Below are 16,293 nucleotides of genomic sequence, written 5' to 3' on the forward strand. Positions count from 1 at the left end.
GAATATCCATGAAAAAACAGCTAAACACGAAGCAGAAACAAGCTGACCATGATCTAAATGTAATCCTTATTCTTACTCTTCTTCCTCTGCTCCTCTTTCTTACTCTTAAACCAACTCTTTTTTCATACACTAACCAAATATCAGTACCGCTATGGCTTCGATTAATCTTATTAGCCAGTTGTCAATTTTCCATCGCAGGCTTAGGAACCAGCACTGTTATGCTTTATCGCAAAGAATCTTTCAGACACTTTGGATTAATCACCAAAAATTTGGTTATCACCCTTTTTCAATCTCTTCTTGTAGCCCTACCACTTATCATATTTAAAGGAATTACTCATCAGATTCATTCCTATCTACCTCTTCAATCAATACAATTAATAAAAGCAGTAATGAGCCAATCATTTCCTAGTAATATCCTGGCATACCTATTCATCTGTCTTATTTGGGGATTCTGGGAAGGCTTTAACTATGCAGTTATCACTGAAAAGATACGCATACATTTTCCATCTCCTTACTCTTGGTTAGATAGTGGAGCAATAACTTGTGCTTTTTTTTGCCTCCTTATCCATGGAAACATTGTTTTTGATGTCTATACCCTATTTGAATCACTTACCGTTTTTATACTTATTTATGGTATGCTAGCTATACAAAAACATAATAAGAACTCCTGGGGTTGTGTCATGCCCTTTCTACTTGTTTGGAATACCTTCTAGCTTATTCATAAATCACAATCCTACTGAGATTATAACAGCCTATTTATGCGACTGTTTTATTATTTTGGAAAATAAAAAAAGAGCCGAAGCTCTTCTTCCTATACAATTGAATTATTTAGCGATTTTCGCGAAGTATTCAAGAGTACGTACAAGTTGTGAAGTGTATGACATTTCGTTATCATACCAAGCAACAGTTTTAACCAATTGTTGTCCATCAACAGTTTGTACTTTAGTTTGAGTTGCGTCAAACAATGAACCGAATGACATACCAACGATATCTGATGATACGATTGGATCTTCAGTGTAACCGTAAGATTCGTTAGCTGCTGCTTTCATAGCTGCGTTCACTTCATCAACAGTTACTTCTTTTTCAAGAATTGTAACCAACTCAGTAACTGAACCAGTTGGAACTGGAACACGTTGTGCAGCACCGTCAAGTTTACCGTTCAATTCTGGGATAACCAAACCGATAGCTTTAGCAGCACCAGTTGAGTTAGGAACGATGTTTGCAGCACCAGCACGTGCACGACGAAGGTCACCACCACGGTGTGGTCCGTCAAGGATCATTTGGTCACCAGTGTAAGCGTGGATAGTAGTCATCAAACCTTGTTTAACACCGAAGTTATCTTGCAATGCTTTAGCCATTGGAGCCAAGCAGTTTGTAGTACATGAAGCACCTGAGATAACTGTTTCAGTACCGTCAAGGATATCGTGGTTAGTGTTAAATACGATTGTTTTAACATCGTTTCCACCAGGAGCAGTGATAACAACTTTCTTAGCTCCACCTTCGTGCAAGTGTTTTTCAGCAGCATCTTTCTTAGCAAAGAAACCAGTTGCTTCAAGAACGATTTCTACACCATCGTTAGCCCAGTCAATTTGTTCTGGGTCACGTTCTGCAGAAACTTTAACGAATTTACCGTTAACTTCGAATCCACCATCTTTTACTTCAACAGTACCGTCGAAACGACCTTGAGTTGTGTCGTATTTCAACAAGTGTGCAAGCATAACTGGATCAGTAAGGTCGTTGATGCGTGTAACTTCAACACCTTCTACGTTTTGGATACGACGGAAAGCAAGACGACCGATACGACCGAAACCGTTAATACCAACTTTAACTACCATTAGTGATTTCCTCCTTATGAAAATCAAATAAATATAATTTTGAGAGCAAGCTCTCCCTATTGTGAAAAGATTAACTTGAGCGCTTTCATTTAACCTTTTAACATCCCTATTATATAATTTTTTTCAGGAAAATGCAAATAGAAAAAGGCACTTACTTTCATAAGCACCTTAACTTAAAAACTTCTAATTAAGCTTCACCAGAATTTTTCTTGATGATTTCTTCTTGAACTGATTTAGGAACATCTTCATAGTGGTCGAATACCATCATGAATGTACCACGTCCTTGAGTTGCAGAACGAAGTGTTGTTGCATAACCGAACATTTCAGCAAGTGGTACATAGGCACGAACGATTTGGCTGTTACCGTGTGCTTCCATACCATCAACACGTCCACGACGAGCAGTAACATGACCCATAACATCACCAAGGTTCTCTTCTGGAACAGTGATAGTTACAAGCATCATTGGCTCAAGAATAGTTGGTTGTGCAGTCTTAGCAGCTTCTTTAAGTGCAAGAGATGCAGCAATCTTGAAGGCTGTTTCAGATGAATCGACATCGTGGTATGAACCATCATAAAGTTTAGCTTTGATGTCAACCATTGGGTATCCAGCAAGGACACCGTTAGCCATAGATTCTTCCAATCCTTTTTCTACTGCAGGGATAAATTCACGTGGAACCACACCACCGACGATAGCATTTTCGAATTCGAAACCTTTACCTTCTTCATTTGGAGTAAATTCAATCCAAACATCACCAAACTGACCTTTACCACCAGATTGACGTTTGAAGAATCCACGTGCTTGTGTAGCTGCACGGAATGTTTCACGGTATGATACTTGTGGAGCACCTACGTTTGCTTCAACTTTGTGTTCACGTTTCAAACGGTCAACAAGGACATCAAGGTGAAGTTCACCCATACCTGAGATAACTGTTTCACCAGTTTCAGGGTTAGTTTCAACACGGAATGTTGGATCTTCTTCAGCAAGTTTTTGAAGACCGATACCCATCTTATCTTGGTCAGCTTTAGTCTTAGGCTCAACCATCAATTGGATAACTGGTTCTGGAACTTCGATTGACTCAAGAATAACTTTAGCTTTTTCATCAGTCAATGAGTCACCAGTTGTAGTATCTTTCAAACCGATAGCAGCAGCGATATCACCAGCGTATACTTGTTCAATTTCTTGACGGCTGTTAGCGTGCATTTGAAGGATACGTCCGATACGTTCACGTTTACCTTTAGATGTGTTCATTACGTATGAACCTGATTGAAGGATACCTGAGTAAACACGGATAAATGTCAAACGACCTACAAATGGGTCAGTCATGATCTTGAAAGCAAGAGCTGCAAATGGCTCATCATCAGATGCTGGACGAGTTTCTTCTTCGTCTGTATCTGGGTTGATACCTTTAATTGCAGGGATATCAAGTGGGCTTGGAAGGTAATCGATAACCGCATCAAGCATCAATTGAACACCTTTGTTCTTGAAGGCAGAACCACAAAGAACTGGGAAGAATTCAACGTTGATTGTTGCACGACGGATAGCTGCTTTCAATTCCTCGTTAGTGATTTCTTCACCTTCAAGGTATTTCATCATCAAATCTTCGTCAGTTTCAGCAACTGCTTCGATCAATTTTTCACGGTATTCGTTTGCTTGATCAACGTAATCAGCTGGAATATCTTCTTCAAGAATATCTGTACCAAGGTCATTAGTATAAATCTCAGCTTTCATTTTAATCAAGTCAATGATACCACGGAAATCATCTTCAGCACCGATTGGCAATTGGATTGGGTGTGCGTTTGCTTGAAGACGATCGTGAAGTGTGCTTACTGAGTAAAGGAAGTCTGCACCGATTTTATCCATTTTGTTGGCAAATACGATACGTGGAACACCATACTCAGTTGCTTGACGCCAAACTGTTTCAGTTTGAGGTTCTACACCTGATTGTGAGTCAAGAACGGTTACGGCACCATCCAATACACGGAGTGAACGTTGTACTTCAATTGTGAAGTCCACGTGTCCTGGTGTATCGATGATGTTAACGCGGTGACCATCCCATTGTGCTGTTGTAGCGGCAGATGTGATTGTGATACCACGTTCTTGTTCTTGCTCCATCCAGTCCATTTGTGATGCACCTTCGTGAGTTTCACCGATTTTGTGAATTTTACCAGTGTAGTAAAGGATACGCTCTGTTGTAGTTGTTTTACCGGCATCGACGTGGGCCATAATACCGATATTACGAGTTTTTGCAAGTGAAAATTCGCGTGCCATTAGGTTTATTCTCCTATAAATATTTTAGTTTACTTATTTATTATAACATTATTGTCAAAAAACGGATAGGCAGGACCTACCCGTTTTTTCACTAATATTTAACTGGTTTTCAAATGATATGAATGATATTATTTGAATTCAGAGTCAGCCTATTACAAATCCATAATCTTAGCTTATGAATATATGACTGTAATTCAGCTTGAAACTTATGATTACCAGCGGAAGTGTGCAAAGGCACGGTTTGCTTCAGCCATTTTGTGAGTATCTTCACGTTTCTTAACTGATGCACCAGTGTTGTTTGCAGCATCCATGATTTCTTTTGCAAGACGATCTTTCATAGTGTGTTCACCACGCGCACGTGATGCGTTAACCAACCAACGAAGACCAAGAGTTGTACGACGTTCTGGACGAACTTCAACTGGGACTTGATAGTTTGAACCACCGACACGACGTGCACGTACTTCAAGTACAGGCATGATGTTGTCCATAGCTGTTTCAAATACTTCAAGAGCATCGTTTCCAGTTGCTTCTTTGATTTGCTCGAAAGCATCGTATACGATTGTTGCAGCAGTACCACGTTTACCGTCAAGCATTACACGGTTGATAAGACGTGTAACGATTTTTGAATTGTACAATGGATCTGCCAATACTTCGCGTTTAGGCGCTCTATTTTTACGACTCATTTTATCTTATCTCCCTTCTTATCCTTTAGGACGTTTAGCACCGTATTTAGAACGGCTTTGTTTACGATCAGCTACACCTGCAGTATCAAGCGCACCACGGACGATGTGGTAACGTACCCCTGGAAGGTCTTTTACACGTCCACCACGGATAAGAACAACGCTGTGTTCTTGGAGGTTGTGTCCGATACCTGGGATGTAAGCAGTAACTTCGATAAGGTTGCTCAAACGTACACGAGCGAATTTACGAAGGGCTGAGTTAGGTTTCTTAGGTGTCATTGTTCCAACACGTGTTGCAACACCACGTTTTTGTGGTGAAGATACGTTAGTTTGAACTTTTTTGTGGCTGTTGTAACCAACGTTCAAAGCTGGTGATTTAGATTTAACAACTTTTGATTGACGTGGTTTACGAACCAATTGGTTAATTGTAGGCATCTACATTCTCCTGTGTTTTTTATTTTTGGTTGATATGGCACTTGGTGACAGCCCATATCTGTGTGTACTTTTGCAACTTATGTCAGCACGTCTCTGTACACTTTTGAGAGACCAAAAGTAAAAAGTACCGTCTAATATAGTATCATTTTTTGATAATTATTGTCAAGACTTTCTTGTTAAAAAGAAAAATTCCTAATCGTTAAATTAGGAATACTATCGTAGATTAATTATTTATCAAAAATATTACCGACTTCAACTTCTACCTTCTGTGCTTTTACATCGATGTCAGAAACCGTAAGTAATGATTTATATTCATGGATATCACGATCGCCTTTAGCATTCTCTGCGAATACAGCTACACCTACTAACTCACTATCAAATTCTGAAAGTAAGCTAATCATACCCGTAATGGTACCACCACCTTTAAGAAAATCATCAACAATAAGGACGCGGCTATTTGGTTTCAAACTACGTTTTGATAGGAACATTTTTTCAATACGATCACTTGAACCACTAACGTAGTTTACCGATACGGTTGAACCTTCTGTGATTTTCAGGTCACGACGAACAATAACAAATGGAATGTTCAAGACATCTGCTACTGCATTTGCTAAAGGAACTCCTTTAGTTGCAACAGTCATAACGGCATCAATTTTTTGTCCTTTAAAGGCACTAGCAATGATACGACCAACATTTTTCAAAATAGACGGTGTACTCAATAGATCAGATAGGTAGAGATAACCACCTGGTAAGATACGATCACTCTCTGAAAGACGTTTACAAAGATCTTCAACTAGACTTCTTGCATCTTCATCAGAAATGGTCGGTGTAAACATAACACCGCCAGATGCACCAGTTACTGTTTCGATTTCTCCTATTTGACTTTCCTCAAAAGCTTTTTTAATGATAGCAACATCTTCTGAGATTGAAGACTTAGCAGCTTCATATCGCTCTGCAAAAGTATTGAGACTTGTCAATTGATAAGGATTATTAATTAGGTAGTTTGAAATCACTACCATGCGTTCACTTCGTTTTAATTTCATATGTTACCTATATTTTCTGTACTTTTTAACTATTATACCATAATACAGCAAAAAACGAACATTTTCATATAAAATGTTCGTTTACTTTCGATTTCAATCAAATTTTGGCTTGTAGAAGGAACGATTATCCATAGCAAAGAGACGATTTGTCATTTCTCCTGAACCTACCAGGTTAAGGGCTGTCATCATCATCATCATACTGGCATCAAGATTATCAATCATATGAATAATCTCTGCTTCCATAATACGGGGGCGTACTGGACTACCGTACTCTAGTTGTCCGTGGTGGCTGAGAATGACATGACGCAAAACAACGACATCTTCACGTGTATCGTCAATATTGAGCTCCATGAGCACCTTGGTGATTTCTTCATCAATCAAAGCAATATGACCAATCAAGTTTCCACGAACCGTATACTCAGTATTTTCAGGACCAGTAAGTTCAATAACCTTAGCTAAATCATGAAGCATAATTCCGGCAAAGAGTAGACTCTTATTGAGCTCTGGATAAATATCTCCAATGCTATCCGCTAGGCGAACCATAGTAGCTGTATGATAGGCTAGTCCACTTTCAAAGGCATGATGATTTGTTTTAGCAGCTGGAAAAGTGAAAAACTCTTTATTATACTTTCGATAAAGGGCACGAACAACACGCTGCCAAGTTGCTTCCTCAATCTTGAAAATCATTTGCTCTAGGTATTCGCGTACTTCGGAAGGATTTACTGGTGGTTTCTCTTTGAAATCAGCCGGATCATTTGGCTCACCAAATGTAGGCAAGCGTAAGGTAATTTGGTTTACCTGAGGAGTATTATTATAAACCTCTCGACGTCCCTCCATATGCACTACTTTACCTGAGGTAAATTCTTCGACATTATAAGGCTGAGCATCCCATAGGTTCCCTGAAATCTCACCAGTATCATCCTGGAATGTAAAGGCAATGTAATCCTTTCCCGCTCTTGTCTTACGTACCTCTGCACGCTTAATCAGATAAAAACCTTCAAAATACTCGTCTTTTTTCATTTGATTAATCTTCATGCTTGTCCTCGTTTTCTAATCGTGGTAAATCCAACAAACTTTGTGTCGCACTGTCTTGATAGGTTTCAATTGTATCAAGAGCTCTAACAATTGCCCTACTCCTTGTGTTGAGAAGACTATCGACTGTTTTACTCGCTGTATTCAATTGTTTCTGAGCTTTAGCTAACATATCTCCAAACCTGCTAAATTCTAGTTTGACATTACCTAAAATCTTACTAATATCATCCGCATTCTTTTGAATATTCAAAGTTCTAAATCCTACAGACAATGAATTCAAAAGTGCTGATAAGGTTGACGGACCTGCGATAACAATATTCTCCTCGCGACGAAGAGCGTCAAAGAAGGCTGGTTGGCGTACTACCTCAGCATAAAGTCCTTCCGTCGGCAAAAACAATATGCCAAAATTTGTGGTTTCAGGTGGGTTAAGATACTTCTTGTTAATATCCTTGGCAAATCGCTTAATACTAGTCAAAAGTGACTTACGGTGATTCTCAATTTCCTCTTTATTACCAGACTCATAAGCATCTTCCAGACGATAGTAATCTTCCAAAGGAAACTTAGAATCAATGGGAAGGTAGATATATTCATCTTGATGGTTTCCTGGCATTTTGATTGCATATTCAACTCGTTCACTTGAACCTGATACCGTAGGAAATTCTCGCTCGTACTGATTAACAGTCAATATGTCTTCAATAATTTGTCCTAATTGAAGCTCTCCCAGAATACCTCGTGTTTTTGTATTTGAAAGGACCTTGTTAAGACTTCCAACATCCTTGGCTACATTTTTCATTTCCCCCAAACCCTGGTTAACCGACTCTAATTGTCTTGAAACCGTCTCAAAAGAAGCTTGTAAACGTGTTTGTAAGGTTTGCTCAAGTTTCTCTTCAACTGTCTGACGCATTTGTTCCAAACGTTTCTCATTGGAATCCTGCATATCTTTAACAGCTTTGGTCAAGCTTTGGTTTATTTGCTCAAGGCGTTGGTCAGAACGGTCTCGATTATCAGACAGATTTTGATGTAAAACCTCTCGAATATCTGTCAACTGTTGATATAGTTCCAACTGTAATTGATTCAATTGCTTTGTTGTTTCCAGTTGATTTGTCTTAGCAAAACTTTCCAATTGAAACGAAACTTGATCTGAAAGATTATCTGCATTTTCTTCCAAACTCTTATTAATCTGTTCTTTTAACTCCATATTCTTCAAGAAAAGAGCAATAAGAATCCCTAAGCTTAATAAAGTTAAAAGTGTAAGTAGATAGATCATACTAACTCCTATCTTTAGTCTGGATGACAATCACATATCCATTTGGCACAAGCACTTGAATTGGACCGTCAACGAATTCATTACTAGAATAGATTTTCTTTTGGAAATAATTTACACTAGTTAATTCGTATTTTGCTCCCAAAATCGTCAGTTTTCCATCACCTTCATGTAAAAAAGAAACATATGTCATTCCGGGTTCTGGTAAAACTTTATGACTTCCTTCTGGATAATAAGTAATCTTATTTTGCTTATCTCGCAAACAGATACGCCTCATAAAAGGAACTAATTCAGGATCGCTGACCAAAAATATATTTGATAACATATGATCAATTCTGCCACCAAAAGCACCGAAAATAGTTACTTCCGCCTCAGAATATAATTGAAATATAATTTTTAGAGCTAACTCTGTATCCGTATCATCCTTTTCAGCTGGAGCAATCATACAATCTTTGGTAGCTGATTGAATCATCTCTAACTCTGACCGAGATACTGAATCAAAGTCTCCGACAGCCAAATCAATAGGTAAACCTAACTCCAACAAACGTAAGCACGCGCGATCCACCCCAACAAAATAATCAAAATCGGTAGTGAACCACTCTAGCTCACCACCGACAAATAAAGCTACTTTAGGCATCGATAGCATCACGAAGCGTTTGAACTTGCGCTGTCAAATCAGGATTTTTGAAGAGGTAAGAGCCTGCTACAAAAACATTAGCTCCCGCCTTGGCACACGCTGCAATAGTATTATTATCTATACCACCATCAACTTCAATATCGAATGAATAGCCACCTTTTTCACGAAGCTCCACAACACGCTCTACTTTAGACATCATTTCTGGAATGAACGCCTGACCACCAAAACCTGGATTTACAGTCATGATAAGTACTTGATCCACTAAATCAAGTACAGGAATAAGTGCCTCAACTGGGGTTCCAGGATTAATCACAACACCTGCTTTCATACCAGCAGCTTTGATTTTCTGAAGAGCACCATGGATATGCTTAGTAGCTTCAACATGAATGGTCATGATATCTGCACCAGCTTGTGCATAGGCATCCACATAACGCTCAGGATCAACAACCATAAGGTGGCAATCAAAAACCAACTTGCTGTGTTTACGCATGCTAGCAACCACATCTGCACCCCAACTGATATTAGGAACAAATTGACCATCCATAATATCAATGTGAACATATTCCGCACCTGATGCATCAATACGAGCTAGTTCTGAAGCAAAATTAGCGTAATCAGCAGCTAGGATAGAAGGAGCAATTTTATATGACATGAGAGACCTACTTTCTTTTTACAGTTTTTTTATATGTTTCACGACGATTTTCAATTTCACTTAAAAATTGAAGGTAATTATCATAACGGACTTGCCAAATCTGGCCATTTTCAACCTCATCCTTAACAGCACAAGAAGGCTCATGGGTATGAGTACAAGAACGGAATTTACAGCCATGACTAGCTTGACGGATTTCCGGAAAAGCTTCACTCAAGTCCTCTGCATTATCCACTTCATAATCTAGCGAAGAGAATCCTGGTGTATCAGCAATCTTTCCACCATAAACATCATAAAGACTTACAGCTCTTGTCGTGTGGCGACCACGACCTAAACTGTCTGAAATCTCACCTGTTTCCAACTTCAACTCTGGGGCAATACGGTTCAACAAGGTTGATTTCCCAACACCAGTCTGCCCCATGAAGACTGTTATTTTATCAGTCAAGAGCGGCAATAGTTCTTCCAAACTGAAGATAAAATCAAAACCAATTTTTTGATACTGTTTTTGAATGGCTTTCATTTCTGAATCATCTTCAACCAAGTCCATCTTAGAAATATAGATTACAGGCTTTATATTTTTATGCTCTAGTAAAACCAAAAAACGGTCCAAAAGATTACTGTTAAAATCTGGTTCCTTAGCAGACATAATAACCACAGCCTGATCTATATTGACAATGGGTGGACGCACTAAACTATTGATTCGTTGACCAATTTTTAGGATATAACCTTCTGAATTTTCCTCTGCTGAAAATTCAACAAAATCTCCAACATAAGGTGTTTGTCCTTTTTTTCTAAAATTTCCTCGTGCACGCGTCTGGTATACAACACCATCATGCTCTACATAATAGAAACCTGCCAGTGCTTTGATAATTCTTCCTTGCAAGTGAACTCCTCATTCGTTTAATAGCCCTATTATATCACAAAACTACAAGCATTTCTGACCCAAAACAAGCACGGAACACAATTCCTTTGGACTCCTTGAATTTTTACTAATTTGCAGTATAATAATCCTATCACTGCGGAGGTGGTGGAATGGCAGACACGCATGCTTCAGGCGCATGTGCTTTTTTCAAGCGTGAGGGTTCAAATCCCTTTCTCCGCATAGCTAAAATCCCACTGACATTCAGCGGGATTTTTGAATTATAGACCAGCTTCTCTCAAAGCATCTGAGAGACATGCAAAATCAGAAATAGACAGCGCCTCTCCGCGAATAGAAGGTTTTATAGCTGCATTTTTCAAAGCCTGCTCAAGCTTATTTTTAACTTCTTCAGACTTACCAAAATGACTTGTCAGATTATTCCAAAGCGTCTTGCGACGATGCACAAAACTAGCCTTTGATACACGGAAAAAGAAATCTTCGTCTTTAACTTCAACTAAAGGTTGCTTACGGCGTGTCATCTTCAAAATAGCCGAGTCAACATTAGGTGCTGGCACAAAAACTGTACGAGGGACAACGAATGCCACCTTAGCAGTCATATAATATTGCACAGCGATGGATAACGAACCATAGGCCTTTGTATTGGGCTCAGCAGAAATACGATCTGCAACTTCTTTTTGCATCATAACAACAAATTCTGCAAAAGGAATCTTACTCTCAATCAAATGCATTAAAATTGGTGTCGTAATATAGTATGGTAGATTGGCTACAACCTTGATTGGTAGATTTGGATTTTCAAATTCTTTGACACGTGTCTGTAAATCTGCCTTGAGAACGTCTTCATTAATCACTTTAACATTATCATGATCACGCAGAGTATCTTCCAAAATCGGAACCAATCGCTCATCAATTTCAAATGCCATAACTTCCGCAGCATTTTCAGCTAAGAATTCTGTTAATGCTCCAATACCAGGCCCAATTTCGATAACATTGACATTTTTGTCAATCTCGGCCGTATCAACAATCTTTTGTAAAATATTTGTATCTGTTAAGAAGTTCTGTCCAAAAGACTTCTTAAAGGTAAAACCATGACGTTCAAGGACAGCCTTGGTCACGCTATAATCTGCAATTCTCATTTATTCTCTTTTCTTATTTTAATATCAGGATTCTTGTTACTTTAATTCAAAATTAAATCAGATTCTTAATTATCTTAACTGCTAAAAGAAACTATTTAGCAGCAACTTTAGCGACTTCTTAATTTCTAAGAGCACTAATAACCCTAGTATTTCGCCATGACCTCTTCAAGTTCTTCTAAAGTAATTCCAAACAATTCCAAACGTTTTAAAAGCTGCTTTCCATTGCAATAACCAATGCGAAGCGCTTCCCCCAAATATTCTCGACGTTTACGGCTATCAGATCCCATTAAAAGTCCTAACTTCATGAGATCTGATTTACTGATATCAAACTGATTATCATCATCGTAACTACCTAGAACTCCAGCCAGTGCCTTCTGAATATCTTCAAAATTTGCATGCTCAACTCCCAAGGAACGACCTCTTGTCTTAGATTTTGGACTTGCTTCACCACGGTTCAAAAAAGCATGCTTTGCTGTCGGAACAGCTTCCATGATGATTTTCCGAATACGCTCTCCATTATAATCTGGATCTGTGAAAACAATCACTCCTCGTAATTCATTAAGCTTATCGATACGCTCTAAGTCATCCTCATTAATAGCAGAACCCCTAGTCTCATAGGTATCCACCTCATAAAAACGTCTCAAATTTGCCGTATCATCCTTGCCTTCTACGACGATAACTTCTTGAATTTTTATTTTACTCATTCAGACCAAAAATCCTCATCGCATTGTCATAAGTAACTCTTGCAACCTCTTCACTTGTTAAACCACGAAGCTCTGCAATCTTATCCACCACGTAACGTGTATACCCTGTACGATTTTCACGACCACGTTTTGGCACAGGTGCTAGATACGGTGCATCTGTTTCAACTAAAATCTTATCTAAAGGTAAGTACTGAGCAGCTTCTTGGACATCCAAAGCCTTCTTAAAAGTTACAACACCTGAAAATGAAATCATCATACCGAGCTCAACAAATTTTTGAGCCATCTCCAGGGACCCTGAGTATGAGTGCATAATCCCCCCACGAGGACCAACACCAACTTCTTTAATAACAGCGTAAGTATCCTCAAGTGCGTCACGTGTGTGTACAACGAAAGGCAAATTATATTCCTTTGACAAGGCTATTTGACGCTTAAAGACCTCAATCTGAACCTCCTTAGAATCTTCCATCCAATAATAGTCCAAACCAATCTCGCCAAGTGCCACTACGTTTGGATTCCCCAATTGTGACACAATCATATCCTCAATTTCCTGAGAATATGACCCTGCTTCTGTAGGATGCCATCCGATTGTACTATATAGTTGGTCATATTGCTCTGACAGCGCTAAAGACTTCTTAATTGTCGCTTTATCAAAACCAACAATATTCATTTTAACAACACCAAGTTCAGCTGCAAAATTTACTTCTTCTTGTTCTTTTCCTGCAAAGTTATCCACATTAAGATGGGTATGTGTATCAAAAATTTTAATCATAAATCTATTATAACAAAAAGGAGCGAGCTTAGCTCACTCACCTTTTCATTTTATTAAACAAAGAGTCGCATATATTCTATCTTTGTACAACGATTCATTACAATATCCTGTCTATTCGCTTGACGAAGAATAGTCTCAGCTTCCTCATTCTCAAGACCAATTTGACTCCAAAAAACTTTTGCATCCGTTTCAAGAAAATCATAAGCAACATCTGGTAAAAACTCACTTCGTCTAAATACATCAACAATATCAATCGAAAATGGAATATCTTTAAGATAAGCATAAACATGCTCTCCAAGAAGCTCCTGGCCTTCTAGTTTGGGATTTACTGGTATGATACGATAACCAGCAGCTTGTAGGAAATGAGCAACCTGATAAGATGCTGCCTCCTTGCGATGAGATAGACCAACGATTGCGATAGTCTTTGCCGATTTTAAATAAGATTCTATAACCTCAGCACTAGGGTTTTGAAATGAATAAGACATTTGACTCTCCTCATCGTTCGAAAAAACTAAACTCTTCCTAAATGGGATGGCGATGATTACTTAGCTAAGCTCAGCAACGATAGCTTTAATTTGTTCTTTTGTATGAACACCCGCAACTTGCTTAACAACCTCACCGTCTTTTTTGAATAACAAAGTTGGGATAGACATAATTCCAAATTTTTGTGCTGTTTCTGGATTCTCGTCAACATCAATCTTCACAATCTTTAGTTCATCTTCTGAAATCTCTTCAGAAAGTTGCTCAAGAATTGGTGCTTGCATCAAGCAAGGCCCACACCAAGTTGCCCAAAAATCAATCAAGACGAGTCCTTCAGCTGTTTCTTGTTCAAATGTAGAATCTGTTACTACTTGTGTCATTTAATTATCCTCCTAAATATTATAAAACTTTTGTAGACCTATTCTATATGATTCTAAAGGCCATTGCAAGAATTTGATACATACATAAGAATTTCTTATCAAATATTAGTCATTTCCTATCATGGACATCACTTGCCCATAGAATACCTTGAGAGTATAATAATAAATAAGCTAAAAAAATAGAAAAGAGTAAACATGGATAAAGATGCAATGATTACCTATCTCATAGGTGAACTCAAAAAAGAAAATCTAGAATTACATGATTTGATTGTTCCAGAAGAGCTCGAAGAAAAGCAGAAACTCCTAAGAGCACTCTTTAATACACGTAAACCAATGGCAGCATCAACACAATTCTTGACCATTCAAGACCTTTACCTACAAGTTAGAAAAGGTGAACGAGGAATAGTACAACTCAACTCTCTCCAGTCTATTCCTCAAGATAAGAGAATCTATCTATGGAAAGGTGATATTACAAGACTAGAGGTAGATGCAATTGTAAATGCAGCAAATAAAACCTTACTTGGATGCATGAAACCACTCCATAATTGTGTTGATAATGCTATTCATACATATGCAGGTGTCCAGTTACGTCAAGCTTGTTTCGAACTCATCTTAGAACAAGGATATGAAGAACCAGTAGGAATGGCTAAAATAACCCCAGCTTATAATCTCCCTTCTGCCTTTGTTATACATACAGTTGGTCCAAAAATTGAAAACCAACTAACACCAATTGATGAAGATCTTTTGGTTAAATCGTATCTTTCAGTATTAGCACTAGCGGAAAAAAACAATATAGAATCAATATCCATACCATGTATATCAACTGGCGATTTCAAATTTCCAAAACAAAAAGCAGCAGAAATCGCAATTAAAACTGTTAAAACCTTTATTGATTACTCCGATATTGTTAAAAAGGTTATTTTTAACGTCTTTGATGATGAAAATTTAGATATTTATCAAGATCTCCTTTAATAATAAAAAAGAAAATCAAAATTGATTTTCTTTTTTATTATGAAATTGATTGTTCTTTCATAAATTTAAAGAATGCAGGGTAATCATTTTTTAGATTAACAAAACTACCTTCTTAAGACAAAAACTATGTTCTGAAAGACCTGTACAAACTAGAACACCATCTTGATTTAGCATTCTATACAGAAAAAAAGTTTAGCAGATTTAATACTTTTTACAGAAATTTCTATAGAAATCTGATCTAAGAAAGTCATTGTAGCTTTATATTAACACGAATGCGTTGGTTCGAATCCAGCTACCCCAGTTATACTTTGCCGGCATGGCGGAATTGGCAGACTCTCTGGACTCAAAGTCCAGTGTCCGCATAGAAATAACAGGAGAAAGAATTCCCTCCTCTTCAATTTTTTCATAAGACTATCCTATCTTCCTTAGAAAAAAGTTCTAGCCTCTTCCATCCATCGAACATAATTTAATAATGAGTAATGCCCATTCGATCTGTTACATAATACTGGACCTCGTGTTTAGAAATAAACATAAGAACCTCCAAAAAATAACTTAAGAAATAAAATCTAAAATGTCTTCCTCAGAGAGCGAAGAGTCACAAACAACCTTCGTAGCACCTTTTTCTGAGACAAACAGTGCAGGTACAGTCGCAATACCATAGCGTTTACGTAAAGCCTGAATCTCTCCCAGTTCATCACTATTTTCACTATTAATATAAAAAATATTAAATTCAGATTTACGAGCAACATTTGATAATTTAGGCTCAAAACGCTGACAATACGGACACGAAGAACGACCAATAAACAAAATAAATTTTTCAGCTGAAGCAATATTCTCCTTAGCCAAAGAGACAGAAATGGGCGTAAAAGCCGATGCAAAAATTGACATAATAATACCTCTCGAATAAAAAATCTAATCATATAATATCTAAAAAATTGGTAATTAACAAGAAAATAAACTAAAAAAAGCTAGACAATGTCTAGCTTCAAAAACTATACTCCGCCAGTAGGACTCGAACCTACGACATCATGATTAACAGTCATGCGCTACTACCAACTGAGCTATGGCGGATAAAGGCTAAGCAACTACCGTATCTAACAGGGGGCAACCCCCAACTACATCAGGCGTACT

Annotated in this window: 18 protein-coding genes and 2 tRNA genes; 3 read left to right on the top strand and 17 right to left on the bottom strand. The window is 38.0% G+C overall.

Annotation, left to right across the window (positions count from 1 at the left end; translation table 11 throughout):
• Positions 1 to 8: 8 nt before the first annotated feature.
• The gene (locus RDY04_RS06650; RefSeq protein ID WP_303950106.1) at positions 9 to 713 is read left to right on the top strand and encodes a hypothetical protein; all 705 of its coding nucleotides are present in this window, start codon (positions 9 to 11) and stop codon (positions 711 to 713) included.
• A 111-nt stretch (positions 714 to 824) separates the two neighbouring features.
• Here RDY04_RS06650 and gap read toward each other — a convergent pair whose 3' ends face one another.
• From gap to rsgA, 10 genes are all read right to left on the bottom strand, one after another.
• Positions 825 to 1,835 carry a type I glyceraldehyde-3-phosphate dehydrogenase gene (gene gap, locus RDY04_RS06655; RefSeq protein WP_201710026.1) on the bottom strand — a complete coding sequence of 337 codons (1,011 nt, stop codon included), beginning with the start codon at positions 1,833 to 1,835 and terminating at the stop codon, positions 825 to 827.
• A 187-nt stretch (positions 1,836 to 2,022) separates the two neighbouring features.
• The gene (fusA, locus tag RDY04_RS06660) at positions 2,023 to 4,104 is read right to left on the bottom strand and encodes an elongation factor G (RefSeq protein WP_002891917.1); all 2,082 of its coding nucleotides are present in this window, start codon (positions 4,102 to 4,104) and stop codon (positions 2,023 to 2,025) included.
• A 212-nt stretch (positions 4,105 to 4,316) separates the two neighbouring features.
• Positions 4,317 to 4,787 (bottom strand): 30S ribosomal protein S7, encoded by a 471-nt coding sequence (rpsG, locus tag RDY04_RS06665; RefSeq protein WP_002884746.1) that lies wholly within the window; start codon positions 4,785 to 4,787, stop codon positions 4,317 to 4,319.
• A gap of 18 nt (positions 4,788 to 4,805) precedes the next feature.
• Entirely contained in the window at positions 4,806 to 5,219 is a 414-nt protein-coding gene (rpsL, locus tag RDY04_RS06670; protein ID WP_002884809.1) for a 30S ribosomal protein S12, read from the bottom strand.
• A gap of 227 nt (positions 5,220 to 5,446) precedes the next feature.
• Positions 5,447 to 6,262 carry a pur operon repressor gene (gene purR, locus RDY04_RS06675; protein ID WP_002891918.1) on the bottom strand — a complete coding sequence of 272 codons (816 nt, stop codon included), beginning with the start codon at positions 6,260 to 6,262 and terminating at the stop codon, positions 5,447 to 5,449.
• A 93-nt stretch (positions 6,263 to 6,355) separates the two neighbouring features.
• A complete protein-coding gene (locus tag RDY04_RS06680; protein ID WP_303950127.1) occupies positions 6,356 to 7,297 on the bottom strand; it encodes a 3'-5' exoribonuclease YhaM family protein in 942 nt (313 codons plus the stop codon).
• Positions 7,287 to 8,561, bottom strand: coding sequence for a DNA recombination protein RmuC (locus tag RDY04_RS06685; protein WP_303950128.1), 1,275 nt, complete (start codon positions 8,559 to 8,561; stop codon positions 7,287 to 7,289). The genes RDY04_RS06680 and RDY04_RS06685 overlap by 11 nt, the downstream gene beginning before the upstream one ends.
• Position 8,562: 1 nt before the next feature.
• Positions 8,563 to 9,195: a thiamine diphosphokinase gene (locus RDY04_RS06690; RefSeq protein ID WP_303950131.1), complete on the bottom strand. Its 633-nt coding sequence runs from the start codon at positions 9,193 to 9,195 to the stop codon at positions 8,563 to 8,565.
• On the bottom strand, positions 9,188 to 9,847 hold the full coding sequence (rpe, locus tag RDY04_RS06695; protein WP_303950134.1) for a ribulose-phosphate 3-epimerase: 660 nt from the start codon (positions 9,845 to 9,847) through the stop codon (positions 9,188 to 9,190). Before rpe ends, RDY04_RS06690 begins: the two co-directional genes overlap by 8 nt.
• A 7-nt stretch (positions 9,848 to 9,854) precedes the next feature.
• Positions 9,855 to 10,727, bottom strand: a complete 873-nt coding sequence (gene rsgA / locus RDY04_RS06700; protein WP_303950136.1) for a ribosome small subunit-dependent GTPase A — start codon at positions 10,725 to 10,727, stop codon at positions 9,855 to 9,857.
• Between the two features lie 135 nt (positions 10,728 to 10,862).
• Here rsgA and RDY04_RS06705 point away from each other — a divergent pair.
• Positions 10,863 to 10,946, top strand: a tRNA-Leu gene (locus RDY04_RS06705).
• A 38-nt stretch (positions 10,947 to 10,984) separates the two neighbouring features.
• Here the strand turns inward: RDY04_RS06705 and rsmA are convergent.
• The 5 genes from rsmA to trxA all read right to left on the bottom strand — a co-directional run bounded on the left by rsmA (position 10,985) and on the right by trxA (position 14,190).
• Positions 10,985 to 11,857, bottom strand: coding sequence for a 16S rRNA (adenine(1518)-N(6)/adenine(1519)-N(6))-dimethyltransferase RsmA (gene rsmA, locus RDY04_RS06710; protein ID WP_303950139.1), 873 nt, complete (start codon positions 11,855 to 11,857; stop codon positions 10,985 to 10,987).
• Positions 11,858 to 12,000: 143 nt separating this feature from the next.
• Positions 12,001 to 12,561, bottom strand: a complete 561-nt coding sequence (gene rnmV / locus RDY04_RS06715) for a ribonuclease M5 (protein ID WP_011681655.1) — start codon at positions 12,559 to 12,561, stop codon at positions 12,001 to 12,003.
• Complete coding sequence (locus RDY04_RS06720; RefSeq protein WP_303950142.1) at positions 12,554 to 13,330, bottom strand: TatD family hydrolase; 777 nt, start codon at positions 13,328 to 13,330, stop codon at positions 12,554 to 12,556. The genes rnmV and RDY04_RS06720 overlap by 8 nt, the downstream gene beginning before the upstream one ends.
• Positions 13,331 to 13,383: 53 nt before the next feature.
• Positions 13,384 to 13,815 carry a CoA-binding protein gene (locus tag RDY04_RS06725; protein ID WP_014635075.1) on the bottom strand — a complete coding sequence of 144 codons (432 nt, stop codon included), beginning with the start codon at positions 13,813 to 13,815 and terminating at the stop codon, positions 13,384 to 13,386.
• 60 nt (positions 13,816 to 13,875) lie between these two features.
• Positions 13,876 to 14,190, bottom strand: coding sequence for a thioredoxin (gene trxA / locus RDY04_RS06730; RefSeq protein WP_048787902.1), 315 nt, complete (start codon positions 14,188 to 14,190; stop codon positions 13,876 to 13,878).
• A gap of 195 nt (positions 14,191 to 14,385) precedes the next feature.
• Between trxA and RDY04_RS06735 the strand changes: the two genes are divergently transcribed.
• Complete coding sequence (locus RDY04_RS06735) at positions 14,386 to 15,162, top strand: protein-ADP-ribose hydrolase (protein ID WP_303950146.1); 777 nt, start codon at positions 14,386 to 14,388, stop codon at positions 15,160 to 15,162.
• A 552-nt stretch (positions 15,163 to 15,714) separates the two neighbouring features.
• On the opposite strand, the gene traF is transcribed toward RDY04_RS06735, so the two are convergent.
• Both traF and RDY04_RS06745 read right to left on the bottom strand, forming a co-directional pair.
• A complete protein-coding gene (traF, locus tag RDY04_RS06740) occupies positions 15,715 to 16,050 on the bottom strand; it encodes a conjugal transfer protein TraF (RefSeq protein WP_303950149.1) in 336 nt (111 codons plus the stop codon).
• A 109-nt stretch (positions 16,051 to 16,159) separates the two neighbouring features.
• Positions 16,160 to 16,233, bottom strand: a tRNA-Asn gene (locus tag RDY04_RS06745).
• Positions 16,234 to 16,293 lie beyond the last annotated feature (60 nt).

It is taken from the genome of uncultured Streptococcus sp. (genome assembly GCF_902463925.1).
GTDB lineage: Bacteria > Bacillota > Bacilli > Lactobacillales > Streptococcaceae > Streptococcus.

Bases quoted from the DNA above. Each gene is read 5' to 3' on its own strand.
- RDY04_RS06650 (WP_303950106.1), top strand. From the start codon at position 9: ATGAAAAAACAGCTAAACACGAAGCAGAAACAAGCTGACCATGATCTA.
- gap (WP_201710026.1), bottom strand. From the start codon at position 1,835: ATGGTAGTTAAAGTTGGTATTAACGGTTTCGGTCGTATCGGTCGTCTT.
- fusA (WP_002891917.1), bottom strand. From the start codon at position 4,104: ATGGCACGCGAATTTTCACTTGCAAAAACTCGTAATATCGGTATTATG.
- rpsG (WP_002884746.1), bottom strand. From the start codon at position 4,787: ATGAGTCGTAAAAATAGAGCGCCTAAACGCGAAGTATTGGCAGATCCA.
- rpsL (WP_002884809.1), bottom strand. From the start codon at position 5,219: ATGCCTACAATTAACCAATTGGTTCGTAAACCACGTCAATCAAAAGTT.
- purR (WP_002891918.1), bottom strand. From the start codon at position 6,262: ATGAAATTAAAACGAAGTGAACGCATGGTAGTGATTTCAAACTACCTA.
- RDY04_RS06680 (WP_303950127.1), bottom strand. From the start codon at position 7,297: ATGAAGATTAATCAAATGAAAAAAGACGAGTATTTTGAAGGTTTTTAT.
- RDY04_RS06685 (WP_303950128.1), bottom strand. From the start codon at position 8,561: ATGATCTATCTACTTACACTTTTAACTTTATTAAGCTTAGGGATTCTT.
- RDY04_RS06690 (WP_303950131.1), bottom strand. From the start codon at position 9,195: ATGCCTAAAGTAGCTTTATTTGTCGGTGGTGAGCTAGAGTGGTTCACT.
- rpe (WP_303950134.1), bottom strand. From the start codon at position 9,847: ATGTCATATAAAATTGCTCCTTCTATCCTAGCTGCTGATTACGCTAAT.
- rsmA (WP_303950139.1), bottom strand. From the start codon at position 11,857: ATGAGAATTGCAGATTATAGCGTGACCAAGGCTGTCCTTGAACGTCAT.
- rnmV (WP_011681655.1), bottom strand. From the start codon at position 12,561: ATGAGTAAAATAAAAATTCAAGAAGTTATCGTCGTAGAAGGCAAGGAT.
- RDY04_RS06720 (WP_303950142.1), bottom strand. From the start codon at position 13,330: ATGATTAAAATTTTTGATACACATACCCATCTTAATGTGGATAACTTT.
- RDY04_RS06725 (WP_014635075.1), bottom strand. From the start codon at position 13,815: ATGTCTTATTCATTTCAAAACCCTAGTGCTGAGGTTATAGAATCTTAT.
- trxA (WP_048787902.1), bottom strand. From the start codon at position 14,190: ATGACACAAGTAGTAACAGATTCTACATTTGAACAAGAAACAGCTGAA.
- RDY04_RS06735 (WP_303950146.1), top strand. From the start codon at position 14,386: ATGGATAAAGATGCAATGATTACCTATCTCATAGGTGAACTCAAAAAA.
- traF (WP_303950149.1), bottom strand. From the start codon at position 16,050: ATGTCAATTTTTGCATCGGCTTTTACGCCCATTTCTGTCTCTTTGGCT.